Raw genomic sequence first — 13,074 nt, 5'->3', positions numbered from 1 at the left:
GTCCCGGCCCACCCAGAGGAGGCAGTCATGACCGTCCCCGCCGCCGACCTGGCCCGTTACGCCGAGGTCGTGCTCGACGTGGCCGTGCCCATCCACCCGGACGACCGGGTGCTGATCAACGGCGAGATCGAGCACGCCCCGCTCGCCCGCGCCCTGGCCGAGGCCGCCTACGCGCGCGGCGCCCGCTACGTCGACGTCTGGTACTTCGACCCGTACGCCAAGCGCTCCCGCGTCGCGCACGCGCCGCGCGAGTCGCTGGGCGAGGTGCCCGCCTGGCTGGACGCCCGCAACGAGGACCTGATCCGCCACTGCGGCGTCGTGATCAACCTGCGCGGCGTCGCCGCGCCCGACCTGCTGGACGGGCAGGACCCGGTCCGGGCCGGGCTGGACCGGATGCCGCACCTCACCTCGCGGCAGCGGATGCAGCTCAACAACCTGGTCAGGTGGGTCATGGTGCCGTGCCCGACCGCGGAATGGGCGCGCGCCATCTTCGGCGAGCCCGACGAGGCCCGGCTGTGGGAGTGCCTGCGGCCCGTGCTGCGCCTCGACCGTCCCGACCCGGTCGCCGCCTGGCGGGAGCGGATCGACGAGCTGCTCGCCCGCGCCGAGGCGCTGAAGAGCCTGGACCTGGACGCCGTCCGCCTCCACGGCCCGGGCACCGACCTGACCATCGGCCTGCTGCCCAGGGCGCACTGGATGGCCGCGCGGCTGGAATCGGTCAAGGGGCACGAGTTCCAGGCGAACCTGCCCACCGAGGAGGTGTTCACCACGCCCGACTACCGCCGGGTCGAGGGCACCGTCCGCGCCACCAGGCCGCTGGCGCTCAACGGCAGCCTCATCCGCGACCTGGAGCTGACCTTCACCGGCGGCGTGGTCACCGAGGTCAGGGCCACCAGCGGCGCGGACGTCGTGCGCACCAACCAGGCCATCGACGCGGGCGCGGCCAGGCTCGGTGAGCTGGCGCTGGTCGACGGCACCTCGCCGGTCGGCCGGTCGGGCGTCACCTACCTGGAGACCCTGCTGGACGAGAACGCCACCTGCCACCTGGCCTGGGGCGCGGGGCTGCCGCCCGGCGTGCCCGCGCACCTGCGTTCGCTGCCGGCCGGCGAGTGGGACGCGGCGGGGGTGAACGCGTCCATGGTGCACATCGACTTCATGGTCGGCGGGCCCGACGTCACGGTCACCGGGACCTGCCGCGACGGCCGGGTCGTCGAGCTGCTGCGCGACGACGAGTGGCGGCTCTGACAGGCGGAAGCCCGGCGGACGCGGGTCGCGTCCGCCGGGCGCCGTCACCGGGTCAGTAGCGTTCGGCCAGACCCGAGTTGATCTCCACCAGCGCCAGCGTGGCGTCGGTGAAGGCGACCACGTTGCTCAGCGGCGGCAGCGGCAGCGTGGCCTGCGCGTGCCGGGCGCCGTCGCCCACGGTCCGCAGCCCCAGCCGCTCGATGGTCAGCGTGTGCACGTGCGTCGCCGCGTTGATGCGGCGGTCGGCCAGGTTGAGATAGGTGGTCAGCAGCTCGGCCCGCAACGAGCGCGGCTGCAGCAGCGGAAGCCTGAAGGCGTCGGAGACCTCCTCCTGGGTCAGCCGCCCGTCGGACGGGCCGGTGTCGAAACGGGTGTCGGTGGCCTGGACCCGGGCGAGCAGCTCGGCGGTCCGCATCGACGGGAAGGTCGCCCAGATCGTCGAGATGCGCGGGTTGCGGCTCGGCGCGGCCTCGGTGACCGTGGACGAGGCGCTGGCCGTGGCGGGCTCGTAGGTGCAGCCGTTGGCGTTGGCGTAGCCGAGCTCCGCCTGTCCCGTCAGCGTGGTCCCGCCCTCGGTCAGCAGACTGGAACGGGTGGTGAACTGCACCGACTCGACCGCGCCCGCGTCGACCGAGCCGAGGTCCCAGGTGAGCACGCGGCCGGCGACGCTCGACGGGCGCGGGCCGCGGCCCTGGTCGAGAGCGGTGCTGTAGTACACGCCCGCGGGCAGGGTGTAGGTGAGCCTGACGGCGGTGGCGCTGGCGCCGCCGGTGTTGGCCGCCCTCAGCTCGGTCGTCACGGCCTCGGCCGCGTTCGCCGACGGGGTCGAGGTGGCCGCGAGCGTGACCTTCGGCGCCTTCACCGTCGTGGCGGCGGAGCCGGCGTTGTTCGCCGTGTTCGTCTCCGCCTCCTTCGCCAGGTTCCTGGCCGTCGCCGCGGCCCGGTTGACGAGCTCGGCGCCGTCGGCCGTGGTGCACGGCACCAGGTGGGTGAACGTCTCGGTGTGCGAGCCCTGCGGCGCCAGGTCCGGCAGCTCGCGGGTGGTCGTGGTGCCGTCGGGGAAGGTGTCGGTGAGCTTCACCTGGGCCGCCCGGCCCGTGCCGACGTTGGCGGTCTTCACCTGGTAGGTGAGGGTGTCGCCGGGCAGCGCGCTCGCCTTGTCGACCGTCTTGGTCACGGTGACGTCGGGCTCGTAGAAGTTGCGCTGGGCCAGCTCGCCGCGTGCGACCTCGCGGAAGCCGATCTCGGGGCCGGACGGCGAGGCCGCCGTGCCCGTCCCGGTCCTGGCCGCGCCCTGGTAGCGCAGGTTGGCCCAGTCGTCGTAGCCGCGTAACACGACCTCCCTGCCGGTGTCGTCGGGCGGCGCGGGCACGCTCTGGCACATGCCGTCGGGGCCGTCCAGGATCGTGTCGCCGATCCGGCGGTCGGCCGGGTCCACCGCGGTGTCGAGCCGGTTGTTGGGCCCTGGCAGCACGCAGACGTCGTCGTCGGCGTTGATGTCCACGTTGACGGTCGGCGGGTCGATGATCTCGCGGCCGGCCGGGGTGAAGTTCCAGTTCCAGTTGAGCGGCCCGGTGCCGGGGCCGAACTGCTCCGTGCCGGTCGGGTCGACCCAGCGGGTGTGGTCCGTCCCGTCCCGGATGCCGTCCTGCTCGACGAGCATGGTCCGGTTCAGGTCGGGGAGGTCCTCGCGGGAGTAGTCGAGGCGGCGAGCGGGGTTGCGGCCGGGGGCGATCGCGACGCCGCCCGGGTCGAAGGAGTAGTTCATCACGCTCAGGTAGTTGGGCTTGCGGTTGGTGCGGGTGTCGCCGCCGTGCGCGAGCCCCAGCGCGTGCCCGAGTTCGTGCATGATCGTGCCCGACTGGTCACGCACGGTCCCCACCCTCGCGTCGGCGCGGCCCGTCCCGACCGGGAGGAACTGCTCGTCGTCGCCGCCCGCGGTGCTCTCGCAGTCGCCGTTGGTGCCGACGTCGAGGTCGTTGCCGATCGGGGTGTCGTCGCCGCGCCGCACGGTGTCGGAGACGCCGTTCGGGCCGGGAGCCACGCACAGGGTGCGCCACGAACCCAGCGTGACGAGGAAGTCCTTGTCGGCGTCGCAGCAGACGCCGGAGGAGGCGCCCGCGCCGGCCTGGTCGTGCGCGAAGATCGCGTAGTGCGCGTAGGGGCGCAGCAGCGGGCTCAGGTTGGCGTCGCGGAACCTCCTGAAGTCGGCGTCCAGCCCGATCGTCGCCTGCTCGGCGATGGCGTTGCCCTCGATGTAGACGAAGTCGACGCCGACCGGGGTGGGCACGCCGTCGTAGCGGCACGGCCGCACCGGGTCGACGGGCGCGGCGTTGAAGGCGTTCCTGACCTCCGTGATCGCCTCCTGCTTGGGCTTGTGGTTCTCCGCCGGGCTCGACATGTAGTCGATGGTCACCACGACGCTCTTGCGGCAGGGGTTGGCGCCCAGCGCCCGCAGGTCGTACTTCATCGCCCCGGACGCGTCGCGGACGCCGAACCGCTCGATCACGTCGTAGATGCCGTCCTCGTCGGTGTCTGGCAGCGTCTTCGGGTCGACCGAGATGTCGATCCCGATCGTCGCCGCGACGCCGTCGTTGGTGTCGGGGTGGTTGGGGTCGTTGTCGCCGGTGATCCGGCTCTGGTTGGGCGTGATCCCGTCCTGCGCGCCCCGCCAGGACCTGGTGCCGAGGTCGTACTCGAGGTTGAGCTCGACGTCCTGGTTGGCCGGGCTGATGTCCATCAGGTCGTCCCCGCCGTTGGTGCCGTCGTCGTAGTCCCACAGGCGGATCAGCACCGGCACGGTGAACCTGTCGTCGGGCACCGAGGTGGTGCGGGTGAAGATCCACGGGTCGGGGAACTTGCTGGGGTCGAAGACGTCGTCCTGGGTGTAGCCCTTGCGCTGGACCGGGTCGGCGGGGCCGTCACCGATCCTGATCTCGGGGAAGTAGTCTCCGTCCCCGCCGTCGTCGTCGGGATTCTCGTGTTGCTGGACCCAGTTGACGGTCAGCGTGATGGTGACGTCCGAGGCCGCGCCGGCGGGCTGGGCGAGCACCGTGGTCAAGGCGATCAAGGTCAGGGCGACCAGCGGAATGACAGCCAGTCGGCCCAAGAGTGGATGCCGCATGCCGCCCAGCGTGGGGGCTCGCGCCGGGAAGCGCCTGAGTAGCGTCTACCTACTCACTCCGGCCCCGCCCGGGGGTTCGGGGGCTCAGGAGGCCCGGGTCAGGCCGGGTTGAGGCCGGGTTGCGGCAGGGCGCGGCGTTCGGCGCGGAAGAGCGCGCGGGCCGCCTCACGCGTCGCCGTCTCGCGCACGGCGGCGAGGAAGTCGGCCGGGGTGCCGCCGCACAGGGCGCGCAGCGCGGGGGACTCGTCCAGGAGCGCCTGGATCAGCTCCGCCTGGCCGGTCAGCCGCCGCGCCCGCCCGTCGGCGCCGGCCAGGCAGCCGTGCCTGCCGACGTAGACCGAGCACGGCGGCAGCGGCGCGCCGGACTCCGCCGTCACCGGGCCGGACCGGGACGGCAGGGGCAGGCGCAGGTAGTTGGGCTCGGTGGCGTCCAGGGCGGCGAGCTCGTCGTCGTCCGGCCACAGCACGAACAGCCGCCAACTCTCCCCTGGCGCCTCGATCGGCGCGGCCGGCACGTAACCCCAGCGGCTGACGTGCGCCGAGACACCGGGCGCCAGGCCCGGCACGACGGCGAGCGTCATCGGGAGCACCGGCCCGGCCGGCCGGCCCGCGTACTTGCGGCGCAACTGGGCGGGGGAGGCGTTGGACCCGACGGCCACGACGGGATGACGGGCCGTCATCGGCGCCCGCCCCAGCCGTCCCAGCAGGTCACCCAGCCGCTCGCGGTCCGCCCGCCACCGCTCCGGGGGCGCGCCCGCGACCGGGCGCAGCGGGACGAAACGGTCCCCGACCAGGACCCCGGACGTGCCGGGCAGCCGCCCAGGGTAGGTGAGCGGCCGGGCCATCGGGTCGTCGCGGAACAGGTCCATCGTCCCGGTTCAGCCTTCCTTACCTGAGGGCGGCCGCCTCGGCGGCGAGCTTCTCCACCCGGGCCCAGTCCCCGGTGGCCAGCGCGTCGGCCGGGGTGAGCCAGCTGCCGCCCACGCAGCCCACGTTCGGCAGCGCCAGGTAGTCGCCGGCCGTCTCGGGGTTGATCCCGCCCGTCGGGCAGAAGCGCACGTCGGGCAGCGGCCCGGCCAGCGACTTCAGGTACGGCACACCGCCGGCCGCCTCGGCGGGGAAGAACTTCAGCTCCCTGAGCCCGCGCTCGGCCAGCGCCATCACCTCGCTCGCGGTGGCCGCGCCGGGCAGGTACGGCACCCCGCTCGACTCCAGCGCCTCCGCCAGCGCGGGCGTCGTCCCCGGCGAGACCAGGAACTTCGAACCGGCGGCGACGGCGGCGGCGACGTCGGCGCCGGTCCTGATCGTGCCCGCGCCGATCCGCGCGCCGGGCACCTCGGCCGCGATCCTGGCGATGGACTCCAGCGCGGCCGGGGTGCGCAGGGTCACCTCGATCACCGGCAGGCCGCCGGCGACGAGCGCCCGCGCCAGCGGCACGGCCGTCTCCACGTCCTTGATCACCACGACGGGGATCACTGGGGCGAGGTCGAGCAAACTCATGGGTTGATTCTCCTCATCGGCCCGGTCAGGGGCGTGGTGGCAAAGAGGCGGCCGCGGCGCGCTGGGCGAGCCAGGCGGCCGCGCCGGTCAGCGCCGGCTGGGGCGCGACGATCAGCGTGGTCGCGATGGCCGACAGATAGCCGGCCATGTCGGGGTTGGCGGCGAACCGGGCGCGGAACTCACTGGCGCGCACCCGGTCCACGATACGCGGCAGCACCCCGCCGCCCAGATAGACGCCGCCGCGCGCGCCCAGGGTCAGCGCCACGTTGCCGGCGAAGCTGCCCAGCATCGCGCAGAACACCTCGACGGTCTCGGCGCACAGCGGGTCGGCGTCGAGCCCCGCCACGACGTCCGCCGAGCTCAGCTCGGCCGCGGCGACGCCGTTCACCTGGGCCAGCGCCCGGTACAGGCGCACCAGCCCGGGCCCGGACAGCACGTGCTCGGCCACCACGTGACCGAGACCCTGCGACCGCAGCGCCAGGACGATCTCCCGCTCCCTGTCGTCCACCACCGGGACGGTGACGTGCCCGCCCTCGCCGGGGACGGGCGTCCAGCCGTGTTCGGTCGGCACCAGGCCGCCCACGCCGAGCCCGGTGCCCGGGCCCAGCACGGCCTTCACGCCGTGGCCGGGTTCCGGGCCGCCCAGCGACACCAGGTCGCGCTCGTCCAGGTGGGGCAGCGAGACGGCGAGCGCCTCGAAGTCGTTCAGCAGCGCCGCGAACGGCACGTCCAGGTCCTTGACGGAACCCGACCACGCCGAGTTGGTCAGCCGGTACCTGTCACCGTCGATCGGCCCGGCCACGGCCACGCAGGCCGCCCCCGGTCGCACTCCGCCCGCATGATCTGCGAGATAGGCGGCTACGGCTTCGGGGAGGCCGGGATGGTCGGCCCCGGCCAGGACGGCGACCTTCGACGGCCGCGCGTCCGGCGCGGTGACGAGCCCGAACCTGGCGTTGGTGCCGCCGATGTCGGCGACCAGCCAGGGCAGGCCGAAGGCGTCCTGGGCACTCACGGCGCGGGCTCCGGCTGGCGGGCGCCGACCGTGGTGCCGGTCTCCAGGTGCGAGGTCCCGGCCTCGGCCGGGAAGCCCAGGCCCGGGCCGTGCTGCGCGGACTCGGCGCCGCTGATGCCGAAGATGCCCGCGCCCTGCTCGGCGTGCCCGGCCATGCGGCGGAACGCGGCGAACAGCTCACGCCCCGTCCCGACCCACTGGGCGTCGCTCAGCGGCCGGCCGGCGGGCGTGCGGGTGGCCAGCTGCTCGGCGGGCACCAGCAGCTCCAGCGTGCCCGCGGCCGAGTCGAGCCTGATCACGTCGCCCTCGCGGACCAGCGCGATCGGCCCGCCGTCGGCCGCCTCCGGCGACAGGTGGATGGCGGCGGGCACCTTGCCCGACGCGCCCGACATACGGCCGTCGGTGACGATGGCCACCCGCTGGCCGCGGTCCAGCAGCACGGCCAGCGGCGGGGTGAGCTTGTGCAGCTCGGGCATGCCGTTCGCGCTCGGGCCCTGGTAGCGGATGACCGCCACGAAGTCCTGGCCGTCCAGCTCGCCCGCCTCGAACGCGCGCAGCAGGTCGAGCTGGTCGTCGAAAACCTTGGCCGGCGCCTCGATCACCAGGTGCTCCGGCTTGACCGCCGAGACCTTGCTGACCGCGCGGCCCAGGTTGCCCTCGACCATGTGGATGCCGCCGTCGGCGGAGAACGGCTCGGCGACCGGGCGCAGCACGTCCAGGTCGGCGCTGCCGCCGGTGACCGGCGACCACACCAGCTCGCCGTCCGTCAGCGCGGGCGCCTCGCGGTAGCGGTCCAGGCCGCGGCCGGCCACGGTGAGCACGTCCGCGTGCAGCAGGCCCGCGTCGAGCAGGTCGCCGATGAGCACCTGCATGCCGCCGGCGTCGCGGAAGTGGTTCACGTCCGCCTGGCCGTTGGGGTAGATCTTGGTCAGGGACGGCACGACCTCCGACAGGCAGGCCAGGTCGTCCCAGGTGAGCACGATGCCCGCGGCGGCGGCCATGGCCACCAGGTGCAGCGTGTGGTTGGTGGAGCCGCCGGTGGCCAGCAGCGCGACGCAGGCGTTCACGATCGACTTCTCGTCGACCAGCTCGCCGATCGGCGTGTACTCGCCGCCGTGCGCGGTGATCTCCACCGCGCGCCGCCCGGCCGCCTCGGTGAGCGCGTGGCGCAGCTCGGTGTGCGGGTTGACGAACGTCGAGCCCGGCAGGTGCAGGCCCATGACCTCCATCAGCGCCTGGTTGGAGTTGGCGGTGCCGTAGAAGGTGCAGGTGCCGGGCGAGTGGTACGACTTGGCCTCGGCGTCCAGCAGCTCCTCGCGGCCCACCTTGCCCTCGGCGAACAGCTGGCGGGCCCGGGCCTTGACCTTGTTCGGCAGGCCGGAGGCCATCGGACCGGCCGGGACGAAGATCGCCGGCAGGTGGCCGAAGTGCAGCGCGCCGATGAACAGCCCCGGCACGATCTTGTCGCACACGCCCAGCAGCAGCGTCGCGTCGAACATGTCGTGCGACAGCGCGATGGCGGTGGACATGGCGATGACGTCGCGGCTGTAGAGCGACAGCTCCATGCCGGCGCGGCCCTGGGTGATGCCGTCGCACATGGCCGGCACGCCACCGGCCACCTGGGCCACGCCGCCGGCCCGCCGCACGGCCGCCTTCAGCTCGGCCGGGTACGTCTCGTACGGCTGGTGCGCGGACAGCATGTCGTTGTAGCTGGTCACGATCGCCACGCCGGGCTTGGCGGAACCGCGCAGGGCCGGCTTGTCCTCGGCCGGGGCGGCGGCGAAGCCGTGCGCCAGGTTCGCGCAGCCCAGGTGGGCGCGGGCCGGGCCCTTGGCGCGGGCCGCTTCGCCGTCGCGCCTGATCCGGTCCAGGTAGACGCCGCGGCTGGCGGCGCTGCGTTCGGCGATGCGGTCGGTGATCTCTTGGATGACGCTGTTCATGTCAGGACTCCTCGTGCCAGGCGCGACCGCTGCGGCCGAGCAGTTCGTGGGCGCCCGCCGGGCCGGTGCTCCCCGCGGGGTAGGACTCGGGCAGGTCGGCGGACGACTCCCAGGCGGCCAGGATCGGGTCGATCCAGCGCCAGGCGGCCTCCACCTCGTCGCGGCGCATGAACAGGGTCGGGTTGCCGGCCAGCACGTCCGTCAGCAGCCGCTCGTACGCCTCGGGCACCCGGGCGGTGAACGTCTTGCCGAAGCTGAGCGACAGCGGCACCGGCTTGAGCGTCACCTCGCCCGCACCCGGCTCCTTGGCCATGATGTGCAGCTCGATGCCCTCTTCCGGCTGCAGCCGCAGCACCAGCCGGTTCGGGGTGCCGCCGGGGAAGATGGAGTGCGGCACGTCCTTGAACTGCACCACGATCTCCGAGACCCGGCGCGGCATGCGCTTGCCGGTACGCAGGTAGAACGGCACGCCGGCCCAGCGCCAGTTCTTGATCTCGGCGCGGATCGCGGTGAACGTCTCGACCCGCTTGGACGCCTCGGTGGGCGGCGTGGAGCCGGGCTCGTCCAGGTAGGAGGGCATGCCGTCGGCCGCGGTGTACTGGCCGCGCACGGTGAACCTGTCCACCTCGGTGCCCACGATCGGCCGCAGCGACTGCAGCACCTTGACCTTCTCGTCGCGGATGGACTCGCGGTCGTTGCGGGCCGGCGGCTCCATCGCGGTCAGCGTGAGCAGCTGCAGCAGGTGGTTCTGCACCATGTCGCGCAGCGCGCCGGCGTGGTCGTAGTAGCCGCGCCGGCCCGGCGTGCCGACGGTCTCGGCCGCGGTGATCTGCACGTGGTCGATCCACAGCGAGTTCCAGATCGGCTCCAGGAACGCGTTGGCGAAGCGCAGCACCAGCAGGTTCTGGACGGTCTCCTTGCCCAGGTAGTGGTCGATGCGGAAGATCTGGCGCTCGTCGAAGATGGCGCCGACCTCGTCGTTGATCCGCTGGGCGCTGACCAGGTCGCGGCCGAGCGGCTTCTCCAGCACCACGCGCGAGCGCGGCGTCACCAGGCCGGCCTCGTCCAGCTCGCGGCAGAAGGGACCGAACGTCATCGGCGGGCTGGCCAGGTAGAACACCCGGTCACGCTGCTCGTGCCCGGCCAGCAACGCGGTCAGCGCGGCCCAGCCGGACTTGTCGGAGCCGCCGACGTCCACCGACACGTGGTGCAACCGGCCGAGGAAACGCTGCCACATGGCGGGGTCGTCGACCGGGACCTGGTCGCGTACCTCGGCGTCCACCTTGCCGCGGAAGTCGGCGTCGGTCAGGCCGCCCCTGGACATGGCGATGATGCGCGTCTCCGGGGAGAGGCGCCCGTCCCTGTCGCTGTGGTACAGCGCCGGGATCAGCTTGCGCATGGACAGGTCGCCGGTGCCGCCGAAGACGACGAGATCGGCGGCGTAGGCAACGGTCGAAGACGAGAGGGGGGACACGGCGAGAGCTCCGATGATCTACCAACCAAGGACAGAACGGACACTAACGAGAGTTTGGGTCGTGCACAAGCGGAGTTTTGGCATTCGAGATGAAAAAGTCGTGACTTCTCATTACGGAAGCCTGTGTGGTTCACTTAGCCGATGCCTCGACGTACCGCCGCGACCCTCGCCACCAGTGGCGAGGTGCTGCGCCTCATCCGCACCGGTGAGGCCGTGACGCGGGCGGACCTCGGCCGGGTCACCGGCCTGTCCCGCCCCGCGGTGCAACTGCGTGTCGGCGAACTGCTGGAACGCGGCCTCGTCGTGGAGCGCGACGACGCGCCGTCCACCGGCGGGCGGCCCCCGGTCCGGCTGGAGTTCAACGCCGGGGGCGGCGTGGTGCTGGTGGCCGCGCTCGGCGCGAGCCGCACCCGCGTGGGCGTCTGCGACCTGGCCGGCCGTGAGCTGGCGGGCCGCAGCTTCGCCATCGACGTCGAGCAGGGCCCCGACGTGGTGCTGCCGCTGCTCATGGACACCTGGGACGAACTGCTCGGCGACCGGCCGCGTTCGTCCATCAGGGGCGTCGGCATGGGCGTGCCGGCCACCGTGGAGTTCGCCCAGGGCCGCACCGAGAGCGCCAGGGTGATGGCGTCCTGGACCGGCGTGGTGATCCCGCCGATCATCAGGGACCGCTTCCCGGTGCCCGTCCTGGTCGACAACGACGTGAACGTGCTGGCCATCGGCGAGCACCGGGGCGCCTACCCCGACCTCGACGACCTGATGTTCGTCAAGGTCTCCACCCGCATCGGCGCGGGCGTCATCGCCGGCGGCGGCATCCTGCGCGGCGCGCTCGGCGCGGCGGGGGAGATCGGCCACATCCCGGTCCTCGACGGCGACGGCATCCTGTGCCGCTGCGGCAACACCGACTGCGTCGACACCGTGGCCAGCGGCACCGCGCTGCTGCGCGACCTGCGCGCGGCCGGCAAAGACGTCAAGACCATCGCGGACGTGACCGCCCTGGTCCGAGCCGGGGACGCCGAGACCATGGCCATGGTGCGCGAGGCCGGTCGCCGCATCGGCGAGGTGCTGGCCGGGGCGGTCAACATACTCAACCCGTCGGTGGTGGTGCTCGGCGGCGACGTGGCCGAGGCGTTCGGCCCGCTGGTCTCCAGCATCCGCGAGGTCGTCTACCGGCGCTCCACCGCGCTGGCCACCCGGCGGCTGCGCATCGAGCCCAGCAGGCTCGGCGCGGGCGCGGGCATCAGCGGGTGCGCGGTGATGGTGCTCGACCACGTGCTGTCGCCGGACGCCGTCGACGAGAGCATGGCCGTCCGCCCGGCCCGCTGACCCGCGCGTCACGGCCCCACGCGAAACGGGACCGGCCGCCCGGCCGGTCCCGTCTCCGCGTCGAGGGTTCAGTGCCCCTGGGGCGAGTCGTCCTCGCGGGCGTGCCTGGGCAGGAACAGCCCGGCCGCGAAGGTGAGCGCGATCATCGCGGCCGCCACCCCCAGCGTCACCTGGACGCTGCCGGTGCCGAAGTACACCGTGCCCAGGATCGCCAGCCCCAGCGCGCCGCCCACCTGCTGCAGCGCGGTCAGCGTGCCCGAGGCCGAGCCCGTCTCGCCCGGCTCGACCGCCGCCAGCACGATCCCGAAGTACGGGCTCATGACCAGCCCGCTGCCCAGCCCGGCCACCGCCAGCGCCGGGGCGAGCTGCCAGGGCGAGACCTCCGGCCCGGCGACCGCGATCAGCCCGAGCACCCCGGCCGCCATGACGATCGCGCCGGCCAGCAGCACCCTGCGCCCGTGCCGCCGCGCGGCCTGCGCCACGCCCATCCCGGCGATCATGCCGATCGAGGAGGGCACGCCGGTCAGCGCCGACTTCAGCGGCGAATAGCCCAGGCCGAGCTGCGTGTACAGGCCGACCGCGAACAGGAACCCGGCGAAGGCCGCGAAGTAGACGGTCCCGGTGACCAGGCCGGAGACGAACGCGGGCTTGGCGAACAGGCTCGGCGCCACCAGCGGGTCGCCGCCGCGCGCTGCCCTGCGCTTCTCGTACCCGACGAAGATCGCGAACACCGTGGCCGAGGCGGCCATCATCGCGAACGCCCACGCCGGCCAGCCGTGCTCGCCGCCCTGCACCAGCGGGAAGACGATCAGGACGGTCCCCGCGCTGGCCAGCGCCGCGCCCGGCAGGTCGAGCCTGACCCCCGCGACCGGCCGGGACGAGGCGGGCAGGAACCGGACGGCGGCCAGCGCCGCGCCCAGCCCGATCGGCAGGTTGATCAGGAAGATCAGCCGCCAGTCCGTGCTGGTCAGCGCCCCGGCCAGGATCGGGCCGCCGATCGCGGACAACCCCATGACCGGCCCGAACAGGCCCATCGCCGCCTGCAGCTCCCTGGGCGGGAACATCTCCTTCATCAGCCCGATCCCCTGCGGGATCATCGCCGCGCCGAACAGGCCCTGCACAACGCGGGCCGCGATGATCGTCTCGGGCGAGAAGGCCAGCGCGCACAGCAGCGAGCCGATCGTGAACCCGATGACGCCGATGAGGAACATGCGCTTGCGCCCGACGATGTCGCCCAGCCGGCCGCCGGTGAGCAGGCCCGCGGTCATGGCCAGCGTGTAGGCCGCGCCCAGCCACTGGATCATCGCGGTGCCGCCGCCCAGGTCGGCCCGCATGGTGGGGCCGGCCACGTTGGTGACGGTGGCGTCGAGCAGTTCCATCACCGACCCGGCGAGGATCACCGCCAGCGCGGGCCACCGCCACCGGTACGGCCGCTGCTCCGCGGGAGGGGGTG

Annotated in this window: 8 protein-coding genes and 1 pseudogene; 2 read left to right on the top strand and 7 right to left on the bottom strand. The window is 73.4% G+C overall.

The window, feature by feature from the left end:
• On the top strand, window positions 1-1,245 hold a 1,245-nt coding region (locus HII36_RS48165; RefSeq protein ID WP_236004766.1), incomplete at its 5' end, for an aminopeptidase.
• 52 nt (window positions 1,246-1,297) lie between these two features.
• Here HII36_RS48165 and HII36_RS48160 read toward each other — a convergent pair.
• From HII36_RS48160 to zwf, 6 genes and pseudogenes are all read right to left on the bottom strand, one after another.
• The gene (locus HII36_RS48160; RefSeq protein ID WP_173530104.1) at window positions 1,298-4,369 is read right to left on the bottom strand and encodes a CARDB domain-containing protein; all 3,072 of its coding nucleotides are present in this window, start codon (window positions 4,367-4,369) and stop codon (window positions 1,298-1,300) included.
• Between the two features lie 98 nt (window positions 4,370-4,467).
• Entirely contained in the window at window positions 4,468-5,238 is a 771-nt protein-coding gene (locus HII36_RS48155) for a hypothetical protein (protein WP_173530103.1), read from the bottom strand.
• 19 nt (window positions 5,239-5,257) lie between these two features.
• Window positions 5,258-5,872, bottom strand: a pseudogene (gene eda / locus HII36_RS48150) (bifunctional 4-hydroxy-2-oxoglutarate aldolase/2-dehydro-3-deoxy-phosphogluconate aldolase); the annotation flags it as partial.
• A 22-nt stretch (window positions 5,873-5,894) separates the two neighbouring features.
• The gene (glk, locus tag HII36_RS48145) at window positions 5,895-6,881 is read right to left on the bottom strand and encodes a glucokinase (RefSeq protein ID WP_173530101.1); all 987 of its coding nucleotides are present in this window, start codon (window positions 6,879-6,881) and stop codon (window positions 5,895-5,897) included.
• On the bottom strand, window positions 6,878-8,821 hold the full coding sequence (edd, locus tag HII36_RS48140; protein ID WP_173530100.1) for a phosphogluconate dehydratase: 1,944 nt from the start codon (window positions 8,819-8,821) through the stop codon (window positions 6,878-6,880). The genes glk and edd overlap by 4 nt, the downstream gene beginning before the upstream one ends.
• A 1-nt stretch (window position 8,822) precedes the next feature.
• Window positions 8,823-10,295, bottom strand: coding sequence for a glucose-6-phosphate dehydrogenase (zwf, locus tag HII36_RS48135; protein WP_173530099.1), 1,473 nt, complete (start codon window positions 10,293-10,295; stop codon window positions 8,823-8,825).
• A gap of 141 nt (window positions 10,296-10,436) precedes the next feature.
• On the opposite strand from zwf, the gene HII36_RS48130 reads away from it, so the two are divergent.
• Window positions 10,437-11,621: an ROK family transcriptional regulator gene (locus HII36_RS48130; RefSeq protein WP_173530098.1), complete on the top strand. Its 1,185-nt coding sequence runs from the start codon at window positions 10,437-10,439 to the stop codon at window positions 11,619-11,621.
• A 68-nt stretch (window positions 11,622-11,689) separates the two neighbouring features.
• Here the strand turns inward: HII36_RS48130 and HII36_RS48125 are convergent.
• Window positions 11,690-13,074 (bottom strand): MFS transporter (locus tag HII36_RS48125; RefSeq protein WP_173530097.1); only part of this gene is annotated, 1,385 nt, incomplete at its 5' end.

This window comes from Nonomuraea antri (genome assembly GCF_013283785.1).
In the GTDB taxonomy this organism is placed as follows: domain Bacteria; phylum Actinomycetota; class Actinomycetes; order Streptosporangiales; family Streptosporangiaceae; genus Nonomuraea; species Nonomuraea antri.
The sequence above is the reverse complement of the archived record's forward strand: the minus strand, read 5'-3'. Positions and strand labels throughout refer to the sequence as shown.